Here is a 22231-nt window from a genome sequence, read left to right as displayed (position 1 = left end):
TATGAGTTTAAAAACTATAATAGGACTTGAAATTCATGTTGAGTTACAAACTGAAACAAAAATGTTCTGTGGTTGTAAAAATGAATATGGTTGTCCTCCAAATACGAATGTTTGTCCAACTTGTTTAGGACATCCGGGAACTCTTCCGAGAATAAATAAAAGAGCGATTGAATATGCGATAATGGCAGGGAATGCTTTTAATTGTGAAATTTCAATGGATATGAAAATGGATAGAAAAAAATATTTTTATCCTGACTTAGTTAAGGGTTATCAAATTACTCAAGAGAGAACTCCGATTTGTAAAAATGGTTATATAGAAATTGAAACTGAAAACGGAGTAAAAAAAGTAAGATTACAAAGAATACACATAGAAGAAGATACGGGAAAATCAATCCACAATGAAAGTGGGCATACTCTTATGGACTACAACAGAGCCGGAGTTCCACTAATTGAAATTGTATCTGAACCTGATATGAATAGTCCTGAAGAAGCTATTGCCTTTTTGACAAATCTAAAGGAAACTATAAAATACCTTGGAATTTCAGATGTTAAAATGGAAGAAGGCTCACTTCGTTGTGATGTAAACTTGAATGTTGTTGATGAAGAAAGTGGATTTAAGACAAAAATTACTGAAATTAAAAATCTAAACTCATTCAAAGCTGCACTTCGTGCAATGGAGCATGAACAAAAAAGACATATAGAAAATGTTAAAAATAATATTATTGGCGAAAAAGAAACTAGACGTTGGGACGAGGCAAAACTTGAAACTATAATTATGCGTCATAAAGAAGAGGGAAATGATTATAGATTTAGCGTTGAGCCTGACATTCCTTATATAACTCTTGAAGAAAGTTTTGTTGAAAGCATTAAGGAAAAGATGCCTGAACTTCCAAGAAATAAGAAAAATAGATTTTTAGCTGAATACAAACTTTCAGAATATGATGCAAATGTATTAACTCAAAATAAATATTTGTCTGAATATTTTGAAAAAGTTGTAAAAAAGGTTGATGATGCAACTCTTGTTTCAAATTGGCTTTTATCTGATGTTTTAAGAAGAGTTAAAGATTTGGAAATTGAATTTGAGGAAATTCCTTTGAATATAGAATCTTTTGCCAGTCTTTTGAAATTGGTTAAAGAAAATAAAATTAATGCAAATGTAGGTAAAAAACTGCTTAGAGAATTGTTTGAAGAGGGAGATTTTGACCCGCTTAAAGTTGTTGAAGAAAGAGGACTTATCCAAATCTCTGACGATAGTGCATTGATTAAAATCGTTGAAGAAGTTTTAAGCAACAATCCGTCTTCAATAGAGGACTATAAAAACGGAAAAGACAGAGCTTTAGGTTTCTTAATGGGACAATGTATGAAGGCGTCAAAAGGTAAAGGAAATCCACAAAAGTTTAATGAATTGATTTTAGAAAGGTTAGTTTAATGAAAAAGGTAGCACTATCTACGGACAATAAAAACAAAGTTAAAGAGATATTTGCGATTTTAAGCAAATATGACTTTGAAATTGTAACAAAATCAGAACTTGGTGTAACAGAAGAATTTGAAGAAATTTATGATACACTTGAAGGAAATTCAAAATTAAAGGCTGAAAAGTTGAGAGAATATTGTGATTTTGCTGTTTTAGCTGATGATACAGGACTTTTTGTAAATGCTTTAAATGGAGAGCCTGGAGTTTTATCTGCAAGATATGCAGGAGAGCATGGAAATAGTGATGCAAATAGAAAAAAACTTTTAAAAAATCTTGAAGGAAAGTTGGATAGAAGTGCATATTTTAAAACTGTTATCGTCTTTGTTGACGAAAATGGAGATGAATATGTAGCAAAAGGAATTTTAAAAGGAACTATTTCAACAGAAGAACGTGGCGAAAATGGTTTTGGATATGATAAAATTTTCATTCCTGAAAATATGGATAAAACTTTAGCTGAAATTGGAGCAGAAGAAAAAAATAAATTTAGCCACAGAAAAAGAGCCTTAGAAGATTTGAAAAATATTTTAGGTGATAGATATGATAGTAGCAGTTGTTAGTGATACCCATGGAATCGTACTTCCGGTTGCATACAGTTTGCAAAGAAATAAGGTAGATGTTGTTCTTCATCTTGGAGATGATGTGGATGATTCAAGGAAAATTGAACAAATTACCGGAATGGAAGTTTATGCAGTTCGTGGGAATAATGATATAAACGAAAATGACACGCCCGAAGATTTAGTTTTAGAAATTAGAAGAAAAAAATTCTTTTTAACTCATGGACACAATTATGATGTTGATAACGGAATAGAAAAAATAGTTGAAAAAGCTAAAGAATTAGGGGTTGACTATGCACTTTTTGGACATACTCATGTTCATTTAAGAGAAAGAGTTGACGGAATAACAATTTTAAATCCAGGAAGTACAACACTTCCAAGACATGGAGATACAAAGGGATATTATATCGTAAACTTAATTGAAAAAAGTGTAAATAGAATAAATTTAAAATAATCGGCTTTATAACCGACCTTTTGGTCGGTTATTAGCTGATTTTTTTTCTATGGAGGAATATATGAAGGTAAGAAAAATGGGTATCGTATCTTTAAGATGTATTATTCCTTTTGGAATAAACGTAAAAGCAGATATTGAAAGGCAAATAATAGAATTTAAAGAATAAAGATATGAAAAAAAGTGTTGAAAAGAAAAGAGATAGAGAGAAAAAAGTAATAACTGAAATGGTAAAACTCTATTGCAAGAAAAATCATAAAAACGGAGAATTATGTGATGAATGCAATGAGGTTTTAAATTATTCTATAAAAAGAATTGATCATTGTAAATTTATGGAGACAAAAACTTTTTGTTCAAATTGTAAATCTCCCTGCTATAGTCCAAAAATGAAAGAAAAAGTAAAAAAAATTATGAAATTTTCAGGACCAAGAATGTTGCTTTATCATCCATTATTAGTTATTTATCATATAATAAGCGGGTTAAAAAATAAATAAAAAAATTAATTTTAAATAAAAAATTTTTATATAGAAAACAGTACTGAATTTTTGTCGTGAAATAGTTGATAAACACTGAAATTTGAATATTTATTTAACATATTTCTTTTAAGTTATTCATTGACTTTAATTTAATTTTGTAATATATTTAACTTGATGAATTATTGGGTAAAAGATAAAAAATAATAATTTTTATGAAAAAGATTTTTTTATAAAAATTATCAATTTTGTGTAAAAAGATACTTGAAAAAATGTAAAAATAGGTTTATAATAGTTCTATAATTAAAATGGGGGAAAATTTTTGAATTTAAGAAAATATAAAATCCTTTATTTTAATGGAATAAAAAACATAGTTTTTTAAATTTTGGAATTTTTGTATACTTATTATGAAAATGTTATCTTAAAAATTTTAATTTAAAATACTATTTAATATTAGGAGGTGATGAAATGACTACTGATGCTATAAATAGAGTTAAAGAGGCAGAATTAAAAGCTAAAACTTTACTTGAGGATGCTAAACTTGAGGCGGGAACTTTGAGAAAAAATTCTGAAAAAGAGCGACATGAAATTTTTGACAGAATTGTTGATAACGCTAAAAAAGAGGCTGAAGAAATAAGAATTAGATCTAAAAATGAAGGCGAAATGTTAGCAAAGCCTGTAATTGAAAAGGCTAAAAAAGAAGTTGAGCTTATTAAATCTGTTGATGATGAAAAATTAGAGTCTGTGGTTAATTCAATAGTAGAGAGGATTGTGAGTTTAAATGGCAATAGTTAAAATGAAGGAATTCACTTTATTTGCTCTTGAAGGAAATAGAAAGCGATTGCTTGAAGAACTCCAAAAGTTTGGTTATGTAAACTTTTCAAAGTCCGATTCTCTTGAACAGTTTGATTATCTAAAGGATATAGAAGTTTCAACAAAAGAAACTAATTATGTCGAAGAATCTGCGAAGATTAAATGGCTAATTGATTATGTCGGAAGATTTGTTGAAAAAGAAAAAGGTTTATCAGCCTTGAAAAAGGGACCTATTATTTATACTTTTGATGAACTTGAAAAAGAGGCAAAATCTTATGATTATGTTCCTGATTTTGAGGCTTTAACTGATATAAGTAAAAGGATAGATTCAAATAACCAAAGATTGAATGCGATAGATAATTCTATTAAGGAATTATTGCCTTGGATTTCTATTCAAGAGCCTATTAAAGATTTGAATTCATTCAAAAAATTAAAATTTATTATGGGTTATTTACCAACAAAGAATATTGAAAAATTTAGAAATGCTATTGTTGATTTGAAGTTAACATATTTTGAAGAAAGAGATATAGTTGGTAAAAATGCTTATTGTATCATTTTTACAAATGAGTTGGAGCTAGAAATGGTACTTGAAAATTTAAGATTAAATAGCTTTAGTGAAGTTAATCTTGAAATCAAAGGGGTAGTTAGTGAAGAGCTTGATGCTTTGAAAAATGAAAAGGAAGTTTTAGAAAAAGATAATTTAGAATTGACTGAAAAGATTAAAAAATTTACAGGAAATGTTCAAAAAATGCAAAGTGTTTATGAATATTATCAAAATTTATCTCTTAGAGATACAGTCGTTTCTAACTTTAAATCTACTGAAAAACTTGATATTATTCAAGGCTATATTCCGGCAGATAAAGAAACGGATTTTAAGACTTTACTTGAAAAGGTTTCAGCGTCTAAAATTTATCTAGAAATTGAAGATGCAAAAAAAGATGACCCGAATGTTCCGATCATCTTGAAGAATAATAAGATAGCATCACTTTTTGAGTCAGTTACAAATATGTATGCACTTCCAAAATACAATGAAATAGATCCAACATTTTTACTATCAATTTTTTATTGGGTATTTTTTGGAATGATGGTTGCCGATTTTGCATATGGACTTATTTTGTTTATAGGTTCAGCAATTGCGTTAAAATTTTTTAAATTTGATGATGCTACAAAGAAGTTTTTAAAATTTTTCTTTGCACTTAGTATATCTACCATGATATGGGGATTGCTTTATGGTTCAGCGTTTGGTGATTTGATTAAACTTCCTACTCAAGTTTTAGATTCATCAAAAGATTTTATGACTGTTTTAACGCTTTCAATAGTTTTTGGAGCGGTTCATTTAGCAGTTGGACTTTTAGTTAAAGCATATATATTAATAAAAAATGGGAAACCATTGGATGCTTTTTATGATGTGTTTTTGTGGTTTTTAACATTGATTTCCGTAATAGTTTATATTTTAAATAAAAATACAATTTCATTTTACACTATGTTAATCGGAATGATTGGAATAGTATTATTTGGAGCAAGAGATGCAAAAAGTATTCCTGCAAGAATTGCAGGTGGACTTTATTCATTATACGGAATAACTTCATATATAGGTGATTTTGTTTCGTATCTTAGACTTATGGCTTTGGGCTTAGCAGGAGGATTTATAGCTATAGCCATAAATATAATCGTAAAGATGCTTGCAAATGCGGGAATTATTGGAATAATATTTGGAGTTATACTCTTTATATTTGCACAATCATTTAATATATTTTTAAGCTATTTATCAGCTTATGTACACACTTCAAGACTTATGTATGTAGAATTTTTTAGTAAGTTCTATGAAGGTGGAGGAAAAAAATTTAATACTTTTAGAAGTAAGAAAAAATATATAGAAGTAAAATAATTCTATTAAAAACTAAATAAAAAATTATTTTAAAGGAGATTTTATTATGAAAGAATTTATGAGCGTATTAGCAGAACACGGTGGTGTTGTATTTGGAATTTTAGGAGCAGCGTTAGCTGTATTATTAGCAGGTATAGGATCTGCAAGAGGAGTTGGTTTAGCAGGGGAAGCTGCAGCAGGCCTTGTTATAACTGAACCGGAAAAATTTGGTAAAGCAATGGTATTACAATTATTACCAGGTACTCAAGGACTTTATGGTTTTGTAATTGGACTTATGATAATGGGTAAACTTAATGTTTCTATGAGTTTACAAGAAGGTTTATATTTAATGATGGTAGCTCTTCCTGTTGGACTTGTAGGTTTAAGATCTGCACTATATCAAGGAAAAGTTGCTGTTGCTGGTATAAATATCTTGGCTAAAAACGAAGAACATCAAACAAAAGGTATTATCCTTGCAGTAATGGTTGAAACTTACGCAATCTTAGCATTTGCAATGTCATTCTTATTACTTTCAAAAGTTGTATTCAAATAGACAGCATAAATAAAATAAAAAGGATGTGATTGAATGTCTAACTTAGACAATATTATAGATGAAATCCTTCAAGATGCTGAAAATGAATCTAAAAAAGTAGTAGAAGATGCTAAAAGTGAAGTTGCAGTTCTTGTTGGAAAAACAGAAAGTGAAGCTCAAAAGAAAGTTGATAAAATAATTGAAAAAGCAAAAGTAGAGGCTACACAATCTAAAGAAAGAATAATTTCAAACTCAAGTTTAACAGCAAGAGATATGGTTCTAGTTGCAAAACAAGAAATGATTAATAAAGTTTTTGAATTGACAAAAGAAAAATTAAAAACATTAAATCATGATGATTATTTAAAATTCGTTGAAAATTCATTAAAAGCTTTAGAAGTTAGAGAAGATAGTGAAATTATTCTTACAGAAAATGAAAAGAAACTTGCAGGAGAAAAGCTATTTGGTATAAAAGTAGCTGATGAAACTGTTGAAAGTGGATTTTCACTTAAAAATGGAAAAATAATTTTAAATAATGAATTTTCAAGTTTAATAGACTTAGTAAAAGAAGACTTAGAACAAGAAGTAGCAGATAAGTTATTTAGTTAGTAGGAGGTGTATTATGGATAGAGAAAATTTTATCCAATCAAGTGTTAGAATTCGTCATCTGGAAAAAAGCTTACTTACTAAACAACAGTTTGAAAGACTTGCCGATTGTAAAGATTTACAAGAAGTTATTAGGTTTTTAAATGAAACTTCTTATTCAAGTGAAATTTCAAAATTAGACAGAATAGAAAATTATGAAACTATTTTATCTAATACATTAAATAAAACTTATAAAGAAGTTTTTGAAATATCAAGTGAAAAGTCTATAGTCGATTGCTTGCAATTTAAATATTTATATCATAATTTAAAAGTTTGTGTTAAAGAAAAATTACTAAATGAAGATTTTGACACAATGTATTCTCTATTTGACAGAAATGAAATATTAGATTTTAAACAAAAAATTTTGGATTCAAATATAGATATTTCTAAATATTATAAAATGGCTCTAGATATTTTTGAAAAGTCTAAAGATCCACAAGATATTGATATATTTTTAGATAGAGAATGTTTTAAAAACATTTTAGATCTTGTTAAAAAATTTAATTTAAATATGATAGAAAATTATTTTAAAGCTATGATTGATTTTACTAATATAAGAACTTTTATAAGATGTAAAAGGCAAAAACAATCTAAAGAAGTTTTAGAAAAATCTTTAATAGAAGGTGGAGAAATTCAAAAAGATGAAATTTTAGCACTATTCTTTAATGAAATAGAAACTTTAAATATCAAATTTAAATCATCTAGTATTTCTAAAGTTTTATCTTTAATAATTGAAGAGTATAAAAATACATCGTCTTTAAGTAATTTTGAAAAATATGTTGATGATTATTTAATGGATCTAATTAAAGAAACTAACTCTATAAATTATGGGGCTGAAGTTATTTTTGCATATTTGATTGCAAAAGAAGTAGAAATAAAAAATCTAAGACTTGTTTTAGTAGGAAAAGTTAATGATTTGTCTGCTGAGTTTATAAAAGAAAGGTTGCGTGAAGTTTATGTATAAGATAGCTGTAATTGGCGATAAGGATTCTGTTCTTGCCTTTAGAGCTCTTGGAGTTCATGTTTTCACTGCAATCGAGGGAAATGATGCAAGAAGAATTATTGACAAATTAGCAAAAGAAGAATATGGAATTATCTTTGTTACTGAACAATTAGCAAAAGATATTCCAGAAACTATTCAAAGATACAACAATGAAGTTATTCCAGCAGTAATTTTAATACCTAGTAACAGAGGTAGTTTAAATATAGGCTTAGAAAATATCAACAAGAATGTTGAAAAAGCTGTTGGGTCAAATATATTATAGAAAGCGAGGGCTTATATTGAAAGTCGGTAAAGTTATTAAAGTTTCCGGACCTCTTGTAGTTGCAGAAGGAATGGAAGACGCAAACGTATATGATGTTGTTGAAGTTTCTGATAATAAGCTCATTGGAGAAATTATAGAAATGAGAGGCGACAAGGCCTCAATACAAGTTTATGAAGAAACTACTGGTATTGGACCTGGAGATGAAGTTGTTTCAACTGGTAGTCCACTTTCCATTGAACTTGGACCTGGTATGATAGAACAAATGTTTGATGGTATTCAAAGACCTCTTGAGGCATTACAAGCTAAAGCAGGAGATTTCCTTTTAAGAGGTGTTAGTGTAGCATCATTAAATAGAGAAAAGAAATGGGATTTTGTTCCAACTGTAAATGTTGGAGATGAAGTTTCAGAAGGAAATGTAATCGGAACTGTTCAAGAAACAACTGTTGTTTCACACAAGATTATGGTTCCTCCAGCTGTAAATGGTAAAATTGTTGAAATTTTATCAGGAGAACATACAGTTGATGAAATTATTTGTAAAATAGAAACTGAAAATGGAATTAAAGAATTAAATATGATTCAAAAATGGCCGGTACGTCGTGGTCGTCCATATTCAAGAAAATTAGACCCTGTTAGACCACTTATAACAGGACAAAGAATTATCGATACATTCTTCCCTGTTGCAAAGGGTGGAGCTGCTGCAATTCCAGGACCTTTCGGTTCAGGTAAGACAGTTGTTCAACACCAACTTGCTAAATGGGCAGATGCAGAAATCGTAGTTTATGTTGGTTGTGGAGAACGTGGAAACGAAATGACAGATGTTCTTATGGAATTTCCTGAAATTATAGACCCTAAGACTGGACAATCACTTATGAAAAGAACAGTTCTTATCGCAAATACTTCAAATATGCCAGTAGCTGCTCGTGAGGCATCAATCTATACTGGTATTACTATTGGGGAATATTTTAGAGATATGGGATATTCAGTAGCGCTTATGGCTGACTCAACTTCACGTTGGGCAGAGGCACTTCGTGAAATGTCTGGTCGTCTTGAAGAAATGCCTGGTGATGAAGGTTATCCTGCATATCTTGCATCAAGAGTTGCAGACTTCTATGAAAGAGCTGGTTTTGTAAAATGTTTAGGCGAAGATAGAGAAGGTGCTTTAACAGTAATCGGTGCCGTTTCTCCTCCGGGTGGAGATATTTCAGAACCGGTATCACAAGCTACACTTAGAATTGTAAAAGTATTCTGGGGACTTGATTATGCGTTATCTTATAGAAGACATTTTCCGGCTATTAACTGGTTAAATTCATATTCATTATATCAAGATAAAATGGATAAATTTATGGATGCAAATATTGATAGAAAATTCTCTGAATACAGAATAAAATCAATGGCACTTTTACAAGAAGAATCAAATTTACAAGAAGTTGTACGTCTTGTTGGTAGAGATTCACTTTCAGAGGCAGACCAATTAAAACTTGAAGTTTCTAAGTCATTAAGAGAAGACTTTTTACAACAAAATGCATTCCATGAAGTAGATACTTATTGTTCACTTCCAAAACAATTCCAAATGTTAAAAGTTATTTTAGGTTTCTATGAAGAGGCTAAAAAAGCTTTAGATGCTGGAGTATATCTTGATGAAATCTTGAAGATTGAATCTCGTGAAGGTATAACAAGAAGTAAAAATATTTCAGAAAATGAATTAGAAAAATTCGATACATTATTTGAAACAGTTAAAAATGATATAGAAAAATTAATAAGCGAAGGAGGTAACTCTAATGCTTAAGGAATATAAGACAGTAAGAGAAGTAGTAGGACCTTTGATGGTTGTTGAAGGTGTTGAAGGAGTTAAGTACGAAGAGTTAGTTGAAGTTAGACTTCAAAATGGAGAAAAGAGAAGAGGAAAAGTTCTTGAAATTGACGGCGACAAAGCTATGGTTCAGTTGTTCGAAGGCTCAGCAGGAATTAACTTAAGAGATACAACTTGTAGATTTTTAGGACATCCACTTGAACTTGGAGTTTCTGAAGATATGATTGGAAGAATTTTTGACGGTCTTGGAAATCCTATAGATAAAGGACCAAAGATTATTCCTGAAACGAAAATAGACATTAACGGCTCTCCAATTAACCCTGTATCAAGAGATTATCCTTCAGAATTTATTCAAACAGGTATCTCTACAATAGATGGACTTAATACATTAGTTAGAGGACAAAAATTACCAATTTTCTCCGGTTCAGGTCTTCCACATAACAATGTAGCAGCACAAATTGCAAGACAAGCCAGAGTTCTTGGAGATGGAGAAAAATTCGCCGTAGTATTCGGAGCGATGGGTATCACTTTTGAAGAGGCTCAATTCTTTATTGATGACTTTACAAAAACAGGTGCGATAGATAGAGCAGTTTTATTTATGAACCTTGCAAATGACCCTGCAATCGAAAGAATTGCAACTCCTCGTATGGCACTTACTTGTGCAGAATATTTAGCATTTGAAAAAGGAATGCACGTTTTGGTAATCTTAACTGACCTTACAAACTATGCTGAGGCACTTCGTGAAGTTTCTGCAGCCAGAAAAGAAGTTCCAGGACGTCGTGGTTATCCAGGTTATTTATACACTGACCTTTCAACAATTTATGAAAGAGCGGGTAAATTAAAAGGCAGACCTGGTTCAATAACACAAATTCCTATTTTAACAATGCCTGAAGATGATATTACTCACCCAATTCCTGACCTTACAGGATATATCACAGAAGGACAAATCATTCTTTCAAGAGAATTATATAAACAAGGTATCCAACCACCAATCTTTGTAATTCCTTCATTATCAAGACTTAAAGATAAAGGTATCGGTAAAGGAAAGACAAGAGAAGACCACGCAGACACAATGAACCAAATCTACGCAGGATATGCATCAGGTAGAGAGGCTCGTGAACTTGCAGTAATCTTAGGGGAATCAGCGTTGTCAGAGGCTGATAAAGCATTTGCAAGATTCGCAGATGCTTTTGATAGAAGATATGTTGACCAAGGATACGAAACAAATAGAACAATAGAAGAAACTTTAAACTTAGGTTGGGAATTATTAAGTATAGTTCCAAGGACAGAGCTTAAGAGAATTAGAGAGGAATATATTGACAAATATTTAGGAAAGACAGAATAAAGGGGAGATATAGATGGCAAAGCTAAATGTAAATCCTACGCGTATGGCTCTTTCTAATCTCAAAGGAAGACTTGTAACTGCTAAAAGGGGTCATAAACTTCTTAAAGATAAACAAGATGAACTTATGAGAAGATTTATAGAAATGATTAGAAAAAACAAAAAACTTCGTGTTGAAGTTGAAAAAGAACTTTCAAACTCATTCAAATCTTTTCTTTTAGCAAGCGCTGTTATGAGTCCAGAATTTTTGGAACAAGCTGTGGCCTTTCCGAAAGAACAAGTATCTGTTGCCATTGAAACAAAAAATGTTATGAGTGTAAATATTCCAAAAATGGAATTTAACAGAACAGAATCGAATGGAGCCATATTCCCTTACGGATATGCTCAAACTTCTTCTGAACTTGACGATGCTATTTTAGAATTACATTCAGTAATGGATATGCTTTTAGAACTTGCAGAAGTAGAAAAAGCGTGTCAGTTAATGGCAGATGAAATTGAAAAAACTCGTAGAAGAGTAAATGCTCTTGAGTATAGAACAATTCCGGACCTTGAAGAAACAATTAAATTCATTAGAATGAAATTAGATGAAAACGAAAGAGCTACTATTACAAGACTTATGAAAGTTAAGGATATAATAGCTAAACAAGCGTAAAAAAAGCTGTTGCGATAAGCAACAGCTTTTTTGTGTATTTGCTTTTAACAAAGTTACTACTGTTTTATATTGACATATTTAATTTTAAAGTATATAATTAATTTAAAGTAGAAAAATCGTTTTAGGAGGTTATTATGAAAGCTAGTGAAGAATTTAGAAGTTTTTTGTTTGTTGTTTTATTTTTTATAACTGCTTTAATTAGTAGATATATACCTAGTATAGGAGCATTAAATAAAATTACATTTTTAATTGCGTTTACTGTGTTGTTTTATATTATACTTTTTTTTACCTCTATAAAAAATTTAAAAATCTGGGAACATAATTTATATACTAAGTATTTTAAAGACCATACAATAGCTAAAAGAGCTATTAATTCATCTATTTTATGTTTTACGCTTTTTTCATTTAATAAATTAGATTATATGGCTGCACTTGGAATAGGATTTTTGGTAGTTGGACTGTTAATACCTTTGTTTTCAGATAGATTGATTGAAAAGTAAATTTTTGTAAAGTTTATTATATAAATAGAAATTAATATTTTTAAGGAGGAATTTTTGTGGAAAAATTAAAGAAAGATAATATTGAGATTGATGATATTTTGGAAGAAATTTCAAATGTCGAAGTTGAAGAAAAGGTTGAAGATACCAAAAAAGAAGAAGTTAAGCAAGAGAATACTATTGATGAAAAAACTGAAAATATTGAGAAAAATGTTCCTAATAAACAAGGAGATTTTAAGGAAAGTTTTGATAAATTTATTACAAAGAAAAATTTATTAGAATACATTATGGGTGGAATTTCTGCTCTATTTATACTTAGTCTGGTATTTTTGTTCTTTAAGATGATAAGTTTATATAATTTTGTAAATAAAAGCACTAAAGCTAATATTAACGATATGGATTTTGAAAGCGCCCTTTCAGGAGTAGAAAGTGTTATGTCCGGTTTGCGTTCTTTTGTTGCAGTTATAAATGTAAGAAATTTTATTGGATTTTTAATTTTTCTATCACTAATTTTGATGGGACTACTTTATTATAAATTAGTTTGCATAAAAAAAAGAAATGACTTTTTTAAACTGCCAACAAATTTGAGTTTTGTAGGTGGTATTTTAGCAATTTTTATTGGAAATTTAATTTCAAGAAAGTTTTTTAATTTGGCAAGTTTAGTAAAAAAATTAACTGAAAATCCTCTAAATGCTTTTAATGGAAAGTTAGGTTTTGGAGATTTTAAAGACCCTGATAGTATCATCAGTGCATTTTCAATGTCTAAATTATATTTAACTATTTTATTTTATATTATTGGAATTATAGCTTTCGGTTTGACTATCTATATGTTGTATTTAGTTATATTTAAAAATCAAAATGTTTATAGTGCAAGTGAAAATATCAAAAAAGCTACAAATTCAGCTGTTAATAGTGGAGTTGCAGGAGCGGAAGCTGTTGCTGAAAAAGTTAAAACAGCAGATTATAGCGTTGTAACTGATAATGTTAAGAAAAATAAAAAATATATAATTTCAGGAATTTTAGGCTTTATAATTATAGTTGGTGGTATATTTGGTTACAAAACTATAAATTATATGTTAAAACCTGATGCTGTTATAAGTTTAGAAAATATGGATATGACTTTAAATATTTCAGGATATGATGGATATGGGGTTGTACAGTCTCATGTATCCGGGGTTCCAACAATAAAAGAAGTTAAAGATAAAAAGAAGTATAAGGAGATAAATAGTATTTTAAAAAACTATAAGGTTGAGTATAGTAAAGAAAAGGAAATTAAAAACGGAGATGAAATTACAGCTACTTTAAAATTTGAAGATACTAAGGGATTAAAATTAAAATTTGATAAAAAAGAGCTTTCTGTAACTGCTAAAGCAAATAATCTTGTAGAATTTGTTAGAGATTTTAAAGATGTTGAAAAGCATCTTAATAGAATGGAAGAAGATGCCAAGAAAGTTTTTGCCAAATCAAGTAAATATTCAGATGCTAAAAACTTAAAGATAGAAAGAATTGCAATTTATGATATGCCATTAACAGAAGAAACTATAAATTCAGCTGTTATGTCAAAAAGAGGTTTAGATGATTACTATAAATTGTGCATAGTATATAAAATAACCGGAGAAAATAAAGAAATTTTAAGTGAAAAATTAAAACCTTTTGAAGACTTTAAATACTATGAATTCAAAGGCTTTAAAAAACGTGGAGAGGCAGTAACATATTCAACAACTAACGAAGGATATTATGTTAATAAAACTCTTGATGATATAGAAAATAGATTACAAATAATCGGTTATAAAAAGGTAAAAAAATAAGATTGAAATAAATTATTTAAAAAAGTTTGTTGAGTTATGCTTGATAAACTTTTTTTGTGTAAAAATTTTTCAATAAATTTATCACTTAATAATTTTATTCTAATGGCTTAAATGATAATAAAAAAAGTAAAGTCTTTTTTAAAAATTGTGGATAAGTTGAATAACTTGTGGATAAGTGTATATTTTAAGCTTTATTTTGTGGATAACTTTTTTAAAATATGGGATAACTTTTAAATTTTTAGGGAAAATTAAGGAAAATTTGTTTATTTTAACATTATCAATAGAAATTAATGTGAATAAAATTTTTTTGATTTTATGTTATTCATTACAAGCGAGGAGCATAAGGGGGAAGGTTTTATGTCATAATGTTTGACGTTCAAAGCCACCAATACGTCATCTCGACCAAACGTAGTGTGCGGAGAGATCTTCAAACATGGGTTATTATTTAATGTTAGTTACTATTCTTTTATAGCTAAAGTTAAGGAGAGTAACATGCTTGAAGATGTTTACAGTCGATTGTTCCCAAATCAAAGATTTGGACAATCTTTGCGTCAGACCTACTATGTTTTAAAGCAAACAAGTTAGTGTAGATTGACTTCGTGCTACGCACTTCGCTCAACATGACAGTAAAGAGAAAGAAAAAATTTCTAAAAAAACTATTTACATAATGATTTTTTTATGATATTATTAATATAAATAATATATAAAAATTTTATATATTAAAAAATTATATATAGGAGTGAATTATGTATTATCCAATTTCGGCACTGCTAATAGAATGTGTAATTTTATCGATTATCGATGTTAAAGATTCTTATGGTTACGAGATTAGTCAAAGTGTTAAAAAAATTTCATATATAAAAGAGTCAACTCTTTATCCAATTTTAAAAAAATTGGAGCAAAATGAGTTTTTGACTACTTATGATAGTGAATATAATGGTAGAAAAAGAAAATATTATAGGATTACTCTAACAGGAAAGACTCAGCTTAAATTTTTAAAGTCTGAGTGGATTACTTATAGAGATGAAATTGACAAAATAGTTGTTGGAGGGTTATTTGATGAATAGAGAAGAATATCTTAAAGAGCTTTCAAAATATTTGAAAAAACTTCCTAAAAAAGATTATGAAGACACTATGAATTATTTTGAGGAATATTTTGATGAGGTCTCAGTCGAGAAAGAGCAAGATTTGATTAGAGAATTAGGTTCACCAAGTGTTGCTGCCAGCGAAATTTTGTCAAAAATGTTAAATGAAAATATTTCAAAAAATGAAAGCAAAAAGAAAATTTTTAAAGAAAGTAAAATGTCCAGAACTTTTTTGATTGGTGTGCTTTGCTTATTGGCAGCGCCTATTGGAGTTCCATTGACATTAGCAGGTATTGTCCTAATTTTTACATTTTTTATGGTTTGTGTAACAATTCTATTCGCTACTTTTATGCTTGTTTTTGCAGGGGCTTTAGTTACAATAAAACTTTTTGTTATAGGAGTGATTACAACATTTAGTTCTTCTATTTCAGGTGGATTGATTTTTTTAGGTAGTGCTTTGATTGTATTAGCAATAACAGGTTTATTATATATTTTAGGAAATGGGTCAATTAAATTTTTTATAAATTTATCTAAAAAGTTAATATCTTTTGTTTCAAGAAAAAGAGGTAAATGTGATGAATAAAAAAGTATTTAAAGTTTCAATAGTAATGTTGTTTTTGGGTTTCATATTTTTGTTTTCTGGAATACAAATGGGTGGATTAGAATTTGTTAAGAGAACAAATATTGATAGGATACATAGTCTTAATCAAATTGAAAAATTTTCTAAAAATTTAGAAAAAATTTCTACTGTACAAGCAGAACTTTATAGTTCTAATTTTGAAATTAGAAAGTCTGGAAACGGAAAGAATTATATAGAATATTTTGCCGAAGATGAAAAAGACTATATCATAAAATCAGAAGAAGGTAGATTATCTATCAAAGAAAATAAAAAAGAGGATTTTTTCGGTTCACAAGTTGGGATTAATATAAATTTTGCAAAAGATTTTTTGATTAATGGGAAAATTACAAACAAGACTTGTGCTTTATATCTTTCAGAAGAAAGTTTGGAAGAAATAAATGTGAGTAATTTTAGTGGTAATTTTGAAATTGCAGATATATCTTCTAAAAATATTGATGTAAATCTTAAAAGTGGAAATTGCAAATTGGAAAATTTAAAATCAGATGATATATATTTAGTAGATTTTGCCGGTAATATTGATATTAAAAATATTAACAATTTAAACCATATAAAATTGGAAAATAAAGCAGGAAATATAAAATTAGAAAATGCAAAGGCGAAGTTATGTGAAGTGGAACAAAATGCAGGAAATGTTAAGTTTACTAATGTGGAAATTTTAAATATGTTAAAGATTGAAAACAATGTTGGAAATATAAAATGTTCTTTGATTTATGATTCAAGTAAAAATTATGATGTTAGTTTAAATTCAGAATCAGGAAATACTTCTATGGATAAAGATTTTTATAGAAATACAAATGGAAATGACACAGTTATAATTGATTTGAAATCAAATGTTGGAAATATTAAGTTAGAAAAATATTAGGGGCAAATATGTTTGAATTAAACGGAATTTTTAAAGATTACAAAGAAGATAAGTTAAAAAATAAATACTCAGGGTTTAAAACTTTTGGAATGATTGTGGGTTTTGTTTTATTTCCAATATTTACAGAAACAATGACTATTAAATTTACAGAAAAATTTATGGAAAAATATATCTTGGATATGGACAAAATTTTATTGTTTCAGTTGGTATATACAATACTTCCAATCTTGTATGTGATGTTCTTTTCCAAAGTTTTATTTAAGCATAAATTTAAAAATCTAGGATTTTCTAAAGAAAATTTTGTTAGATATTACTCTTTAGGGGCTTTAATCGGACTTATAATGTTTTCGACTTGCGTATTAATCGGAGTGATTTTAGGATTTCAAAGAATTGTATTAAATCCAGAAAAAATTTCCTATTTTATGATATTTTTATTTTTAATTGGATTTTTAATTCAAGGAATGAGTGAAGAAGTAGTATTAAGAGGTTGGTTATTTTCGGAATTAAGCTACAAATTTGGGATTGTTGCAGGAATTATCTTAAATTCTCTGATTTTTTCTTTAATGCATAGTGGCAATCCTAATATTACCTTAATTGCATATTTAAATATATTTTTATTTGGAGCTTTTGAGTCTTTAGTTTATTACAAATGGCAAAACTTATGGATTTGTGGTGCAATACATTCCCTTTGGAATTTCAGTCAAGGAAATATATTCGGAATTCAAGTTTCGGGGATAAGTTTTTCAAAGATTAAAATTTTTGAAATAAAATTTTTATCTCATTCAAATTTTACCGGTGGAATTTTTGGAACAGAAGGTGGATTGATTTGTACTTTTGTTTTGATTTTGTTTTCAATTGCTATTTTGTATATTATAAAAAATGATAGAAAAAGTAGAAATTTGAAATCAAATTAGGAAATTATTATAAAAATTTTTAAAAAAGGTATATTTTTTTTGTAAAATGTGGTATTATTATTGTAGATATATATTTTATCACTTAAGGTGTGAAATATATTTTTATTAGTTTAAATATTTTAAACTTTTAATAATTTAAGGAGGACATACACAATGGAAGAAAATAAAGGCTGTGGATGTGGCTGCGGTTGTGGCTGTGAAGAAGAAATGGAAGCTGAGTTACTAGTTTTTGAAAACGAAGACGGAAAAGAAGAAACTTTTGAAGTTATCGGAGTTTTTGAAGTTGAAGAAAAAGATTATATCGCTCTTCAAAGTCAAGAAGACGGAAGTATCTTACTTTGCAAATATATAGAAAAAGAAGACGGAGAATACGAAGTTGAAGAAATCGAAAGTGATGAAGAATTCAATAAGGTTTCTGATGCGTTCGATGCTTTAGTTGAAGAAGACGAAGAATAATATTAGTCTATAAAGTGCCGTTATCGGCACTTTATTTTTTTGAAAAGAGGTGTTTATGTTAAGAGCAGTTTGCTTAGATTTAGATGGTACTTTATTAAATGATGAAAAGAAAATATCTGATCGTAGTTTTGAGTTGTTGGACAATTTAATTGGAAATGGAGTTGAGGTTGTCATTGCAACCGGCAGGCATTTTTATATGGTTTCAGACTTTTTGAAACCTTTAAAAAGGGACATTATGGTTTGTGCAAATAATGGAGCTATGAGCAGATTTAAAGAGTCAAATAAATTGGTTAATGTTGAATATGTTAAAAATTCTAAGTTTTTAGAGGTTTTTAATAAGGCTTTGGATTGTGGAATGGATCCTTATATTTATGTAGATTCTTTTGTTGACGGTTATCATCTTGCTATTCCAGACGGTCGTCCTAAGAAAAGTCATTTTGAAGAAAATATTGTAGATAAAAAAATTGCTACTGATAGTATTAGATATTTTAGCCAAATTGATATGAAATCTTTAGAAACTGTTTTATGTATTGCCTTTTTAGATGAGAAAGAAAAGATTGATGAGTTTTATAGATTATTTAATGATGAGCATAATCTGGTTAAGAATAGATATTTGGTTCCTGACGGAAGAAAGGTGCTTGAATTTCAATCAGCAAATGCAGATAAGTGGATTGCTATAACTAATTATCTAAAGAGTAAAAATATCAGTCTTTCCGATGTTGTATCTTTTGGCGATGAATTTAATGATAAGTCGATGATTAAAAATTCCGGCATTGGTTTTGCAATGAAAAACGGAATTGATGAATTAAAATCTTTGACAAAAAATATTACTGAATTTACAAATAACGAAGATGGGGTATATTTTGAATTGAAAAAGTTATTTAAAGATGTTTTAGGAGAATAATATGGCTTGTAATTTAAAATTTAATGGAATGAATGGTGAATTTTCTTTAGATAAATATAAAGGAAAGAAGATAATCTTATATTTTTACCCAAAGGATAATACTTCAGGTTGTACTTTGGAGGCAATTCAATTTAGTGAACTTAAAGATGAGTTTGAAAAGTTAAACGCCGTTGTCATCGGTGTTAGCAAGGACTCTCTTTTAAGTCATAAGAAATTTATCGAAAAGCATAATTTAAAAGTTGAGCTTGTTTCTGATGAGGATATTTCTATTCAAGAGCATTTTGATGTTTGGAAATTAAAAAAAATGTGTGGAAAAGAATATATGGGAACTGTTAGGTCAACTTTCATTTTGGACGATGAAGGGAATATTTTGAAGGAATTTAGAAATGTTAAGGCTAAAGACCACGCAGTTAAGGTTTTAGAGGCTCTAAAGGAATTATAATGTTAGAGGAAGATTTTTACAGAACATATTCAAAATACCTTAAAAATATTTATGGAGAAAAAGTTTATAAACTACCTGTTAAACTTAATTTAAGCTGTCCTAATAGAGATGGAAATATTGCAACGGGTGGTTGTATTTTTTGTGGGGAAGAAGGTGGTTCTTTTGAGAATTGCCATATTTCTATGTCTGTTCGTGAGCAGGTTTTAAGGAATAAAAATTATATTTCTAAAAAGTATAATGCAAAGAAATTTATTGTATATTTTCAAAATTTTACAAATACATATCTTGGGATAGATGATTTTAAAAAGATGATTGAAGATAGTGTTGTTGATGAGGATATAATTGGAATTTCACTATCTACAAGACCCGATTGTATTTTAGAGGAGCAATTATTATTTTTAAAAGAATTTCAAAAAAATAGAAATTTAGAAATTGATTTTGAACTTGGCTTACAAACTGTAAATTATAGAACTTTAGTAAAACTTAATAGAGGACATACATTAGCTGAATTTATCAATGCAGTTAATCTGATTCATAGTTTTGGCTTTAGGGTTTGTACTCATATAATCGTTGGGATTCCTTGGGACGATGAGATTGATATGGTAGAGTCTGCAAAGATTCTGTCTGCTCTTAAAGTTGAGGAAGTAAAGCTACATTCTCTGTATATCGTAAAAGGTACGGTTTTAGGAGAAATGTATCTGAATGGAGAAATAGAATTAATCAGCAAAGAAAAATTTGTCGATTTAGTTATTTCTTTTTTGAGAAATTTAGATGAAAAAATAGTTTTACAAAGATTGCTCGGTCGTGTTCCGGAAGAAAATAGTCTATTTTGTAATTGGAGCACGAGTTGGTGGAAGATTAGAGATGAAATTTTAGAAAAAATGGGGAAAAATAATTTTAAACAGGGAGATTTGTTTAACAATTTTAAAGGAGTAGAGAAAAAATAATGAAAAACTATGGTTTGTTTGACGTTATAGGTCCAATAATGATTGGTCCATCAAGCTCACATACAGCAGGAGCTTGTAGGCTTGGACGTATTTCAAAAATCATTTATGCAAGAGATATAAAAAAAGTAATTTTTCATTTACATGGAAGTTTTAAAAGTACATACCAAGGCCATGGAACTGACAGAGCTTTGGTAGGTGGTATTTTAGGTTATGATACTGATGATGATAGAATAAGAGATGCTTTAGATATTGCTACAAAAAGAGGAATAGAATTTTCTTTCGTTCCTATGGATTTGGTATTTGCACACCCAAATACTGTAAAAACTGAATTTATTGACCCTAATGGAGAAAGCTTTTATGTAATAGGCTCATCTATCGGTGGTGGTGCGATTGAAATTACAAATATCAATGGCGTTGAAGTTAAGTTTGGTGGCGTTTATAACACAATAATTCTTAAGTACAATGATAGATACGGAATGATTGCACAAGTTAGTACGATTTTAGCCGAAAATAAAATTAACATAGGTAGTTTGGTTATGAATAGAGAAGAAGGCGTTGCTTCTGCGATTATGGAAATTGACGGTGGAATTGATGAAATGGCTATTTATAGGATAAGTAAATTACCTGATATGTTAGAATGTATGATTTTAAAACCATTATAGGAGGTTATATGATTTCTTCAGGAGCACAATTATTACGATTATGTAAAGAAAAGAATAAAAAAATTAGTGAAGTCGCATTAGAACACCAATTAGAAGAAATGGATATAACAAAAGAAGAACTTTTAAAGATGCTAAGAGAAACTTACGATGTAATGAAAGCATCAGCATCAGATGTTATAACAAATGATAAGATTAATCCATATAAAATAACTGGTGGAAATGCAAAGAAAATTTTAAGATATGCACAAAGTGGAAAAAGTATTCTAGGCGAGTCAATGGTAACTGCGATTGCAAGAGGCTTTTCAACTTCAGAAGTAAATGCAGGTATGGGAAAAATTGTAGCTGCACCAACTGCCGGAGGAGCTGGAATTTTACCGGGAAGTCTTTCCTGGATACAAGACAAATTTAATTTTACAGATGACGAAATGCTAATGGCACTTTTAGTTTCAGGAACTGTCGGACGAATCATAGCAACAAATGCAACAATTTCAGGAGCAGAGGGAGGTTGCCAAGCTGAATGTGGAGCAGCAACTGCCATGAGTGCAGCAGCTATTGTTGAATTGCATGGAGGAACTCCCGAACAATCCCTAATAGCAGCATCATTTGCAATGCTTATGGTTTTAGGTTTGGTTTGCGACCCTGTTGCAGGACTTGTAGAATTCCCTTGCGCACTTAGAAACGGTTCAGGAACAATTAACGCATTAGTTGCAAGTGATATTGCAATGGCAGGAGTTGAATGTATAGTACCATTTGATGAAGTTGTTGAGGCAATGTACGAAGTTGGAAACTCATTACCTGAAACCTTGAGAGAAACTGCGTTAGGTGGTTGTGCAGCATGTCCGTCTGCAAAAAAAATGGAATGTAAAGTATTTCCAAATAGATTAAGTTAATATTTGGACTTGAGAAATCAAGTCCTATAGTACGTAGAAATGGTGGAACTGGTAGACACGCTATCTTGAGGGGGTAGTAAGCATTGCTTGTGAGGGTTCGAGTCCCTTTTTCTGCACCAAACTCTGTTAGAAAAACTAGCAGAGTTTTTTTGTGAAGAAATCAATATTGATTCAAAATCCCATATTGTAAAATTAAGTTAGCCAGTAAGAATAGAAAAAAACATCTCAAAGAGGTATAATAGTAATTGA

Annotated in this window: 25 protein-coding genes and 1 tRNA gene; all 26 read left to right on the top strand. The window is 29.2% G+C overall.

Annotated features, from left to right (window positions below; translation table 11 throughout):
• The first annotated feature begins 1 nt into the window (after nt 1).
• The 26 genes from gatB (at nt 2) to IBJ83_RS01715 (ending at nt 22101) form a co-directional block, all read left to right on the top strand.
• The gene (gene gatB / locus IBJ83_RS01840) at nt 2-1429 is read left to right on the top strand and encodes an Asp-tRNA(Asn)/Glu-tRNA(Gln) amidotransferase subunit GatB (RefSeq protein ID WP_201275120.1); all 1428 of its coding nucleotides are present in this window, start codon (nt 2-4) and stop codon (nt 1427-1429) included.
• Nucleotides 1429-2031, top strand: a complete 603-nt coding sequence (gene rdgB, locus IBJ83_RS01835; RefSeq protein WP_201275119.1) for an RdgB/HAM1 family non-canonical purine NTP pyrophosphatase — start codon at nt 1429-1431, stop codon at nt 2029-2031. The genes gatB and rdgB overlap by 1 nt, the downstream gene beginning before the upstream one ends.
• Nucleotides 2012-2482: a YfcE family phosphodiesterase gene (locus IBJ83_RS01830; RefSeq protein WP_201275118.1), complete on the top strand. Its 471-nt coding sequence runs from the start codon at nt 2012-2014 to the stop codon at nt 2480-2482. The genes rdgB and IBJ83_RS01830 overlap by 20 nt, the downstream gene beginning before the upstream one ends.
• 170 nt (nt 2483-2652) lie before the next feature.
• A complete protein-coding gene (locus IBJ83_RS01825; protein WP_201275117.1) occupies nt 2653-2973 on the top strand; it encodes a nitrous oxide-stimulated promoter family protein in 321 nt (106 codons plus the stop codon).
• Nucleotides 2974-3420: 447 nt separating this feature from the next.
• Nucleotides 3421-3747 carry an ATP synthase subunit B family protein gene (locus IBJ83_RS01820; RefSeq protein WP_201275116.1) on the top strand — a complete coding sequence of 109 codons (327 nt, stop codon included), beginning with the start codon at nt 3421-3423 and terminating at the stop codon, nt 3745-3747.
• Nucleotides 3734-5653, top strand: a complete 1920-nt coding sequence (locus tag IBJ83_RS01815; protein WP_201275115.1) for a V-type ATP synthase subunit I — start codon at nt 3734-3736, stop codon at nt 5651-5653. Before IBJ83_RS01820 ends, IBJ83_RS01815 begins: the two co-directional genes overlap by 14 nt.
• A 46-nt stretch (nt 5654-5699) precedes the next feature.
• Complete coding sequence (locus IBJ83_RS01810; protein ID WP_201275114.1) at nt 5700-6185, top strand: V-type ATP synthase subunit K; 486 nt, start codon at nt 5700-5702, stop codon at nt 6183-6185.
• Nucleotides 6186-6218: 33 nt separating this feature from the next.
• The gene (locus IBJ83_RS01805; protein WP_201275113.1) at nt 6219-6770 is read left to right on the top strand and encodes a V-type ATP synthase subunit E; all 552 of its coding nucleotides are present in this window, start codon (nt 6219-6221) and stop codon (nt 6768-6770) included.
• A gap of 13 nt (nt 6771-6783) precedes the next feature.
• Nucleotides 6784-7770 (top strand): V-type ATP synthase subunit C, encoded by a 987-nt coding sequence (locus IBJ83_RS01800; protein WP_201275112.1) that lies wholly within the window; start codon nt 6784-6786, stop codon nt 7768-7770.
• Entirely contained in the window at nt 7763-8071 is a 309-nt protein-coding gene (locus IBJ83_RS01795; RefSeq protein ID WP_068474327.1) for a V-type ATP synthase subunit F, read from the top strand. The genes IBJ83_RS01800 and IBJ83_RS01795 overlap by 8 nt, the downstream gene beginning before the upstream one ends.
• 16 nt (nt 8072-8087) lie before the next feature.
• Complete coding sequence (locus IBJ83_RS01790) at nt 8088-9857, top strand: V-type ATP synthase subunit A (protein ID WP_068474329.1); 1770 nt, start codon at nt 8088-8090, stop codon at nt 9855-9857.
• Nucleotides 9850-11226, top strand: coding sequence for a V-type ATP synthase subunit B (locus IBJ83_RS01785; RefSeq protein ID WP_201275111.1), 1377 nt, complete (start codon nt 9850-9852; stop codon nt 11224-11226). Before IBJ83_RS01790 ends, IBJ83_RS01785 begins: the two co-directional genes overlap by 8 nt.
• Nucleotides 11227-11239: 13 nt before the next feature.
• Entirely contained in the window at nt 11240-11875 is a 636-nt protein-coding gene (locus tag IBJ83_RS01780; protein ID WP_068474334.1) for a V-type ATP synthase subunit D, read from the top strand.
• Between the two features lie 134 nt (nt 11876-12009).
• Nucleotides 12010-12375 carry a hypothetical protein gene (locus IBJ83_RS01775; protein WP_201275110.1) on the top strand — a complete coding sequence of 122 codons (366 nt, stop codon included), beginning with the start codon at nt 12010-12012 and terminating at the stop codon, nt 12373-12375.
• A gap of 56 nt (nt 12376-12431) precedes the next feature.
• Entirely contained in the window at nt 12432-14180 is a 1749-nt protein-coding gene (locus tag IBJ83_RS01770) for a hypothetical protein (protein WP_201275109.1), read from the top strand.
• 746 nt (nt 14181-14926) lie between these two features.
• Entirely contained in the window at nt 14927-15247 is a 321-nt protein-coding gene (locus IBJ83_RS01765; RefSeq protein ID WP_201275108.1) for a PadR family transcriptional regulator, read from the top strand.
• A complete protein-coding gene (locus IBJ83_RS01760) occupies nt 15240-15848 on the top strand; it encodes a DUF1700 domain-containing protein (protein WP_201275107.1) in 609 nt (202 codons plus the stop codon). Before IBJ83_RS01765 ends, IBJ83_RS01760 begins: the two co-directional genes overlap by 8 nt.
• Complete coding sequence (locus IBJ83_RS01755; protein ID WP_201275106.1) at nt 15841-16767, top strand: DUF4097 family beta strand repeat-containing protein; 927 nt, start codon at nt 15841-15843, stop codon at nt 16765-16767. The genes IBJ83_RS01760 and IBJ83_RS01755 overlap by 8 nt, the downstream gene beginning before the upstream one ends.
• Before the next feature lie 8 nt (nt 16768-16775).
• Nucleotides 16776-17681 (top strand): CPBP family intramembrane glutamic endopeptidase, encoded by a 906-nt coding sequence (locus tag IBJ83_RS01750; protein ID WP_201275105.1) that lies wholly within the window; start codon nt 16776-16778, stop codon nt 17679-17681.
• 153 nt (nt 17682-17834) lie between these two features.
• On the top strand, nt 17835-18137 hold the full coding sequence (locus IBJ83_RS01745) for a DUF1292 domain-containing protein (RefSeq protein WP_068474341.1): 303 nt from the start codon (nt 17835-17837) through the stop codon (nt 18135-18137).
• Between the two features lie 55 nt (nt 18138-18192).
• Nucleotides 18193-19041: a Cof-type HAD-IIB family hydrolase gene (locus IBJ83_RS01740; protein ID WP_201275104.1), complete on the top strand. Its 849-nt coding sequence runs from the start codon at nt 18193-18195 to the stop codon at nt 19039-19041.
• 1 nt (nt 19042) lies between these two features.
• A complete protein-coding gene (locus tag IBJ83_RS01735) occupies nt 19043-19483 on the top strand; it encodes a peroxiredoxin (protein ID WP_068474345.1) in 441 nt (146 codons plus the stop codon).
• A complete protein-coding gene (locus IBJ83_RS01730; RefSeq protein WP_201275103.1) occupies nt 19483-20430 on the top strand; it encodes a TIGR01212 family radical SAM protein in 948 nt (315 codons plus the stop codon). Before IBJ83_RS01735 ends, IBJ83_RS01730 begins: the two co-directional genes overlap by 1 nt.
• Nucleotides 20430-21092, top strand: coding sequence for an L-serine ammonia-lyase, iron-sulfur-dependent subunit beta (sdaAB, locus tag IBJ83_RS01725; protein ID WP_201275102.1), 663 nt, complete (start codon nt 20430-20432; stop codon nt 21090-21092). Before IBJ83_RS01730 ends, sdaAB begins: the two co-directional genes overlap by 1 nt.
• 8 nt (nt 21093-21100) lie before the next feature.
• The gene (gene sdaAA, locus IBJ83_RS01720) at nt 21101-21982 is read left to right on the top strand and encodes an L-serine ammonia-lyase, iron-sulfur-dependent, subunit alpha (RefSeq protein WP_201275101.1); all 882 of its coding nucleotides are present in this window, start codon (nt 21101-21103) and stop codon (nt 21980-21982) included.
• Between the two features lie 33 nt (nt 21983-22015).
• Nucleotides 22016-22101: transfer RNA gene (locus IBJ83_RS01715), tRNA-Leu, on the top strand.
• The last annotated feature ends 130 nt before the right edge of the window (nt 22102-22231 follow it).

The sequence above is a fragment of the Parvimonas parva genome, from assembly GCF_016552165.1.
Taxonomy (GTDB): domain Bacteria; phylum Bacillota; class Clostridia; order Tissierellales; family Peptoniphilaceae; genus Parvimonas; species Parvimonas parva.
Note: the sequence above shows the minus strand (reverse complement) of the source record. Positions and strands in the feature narration are given on the sequence as shown.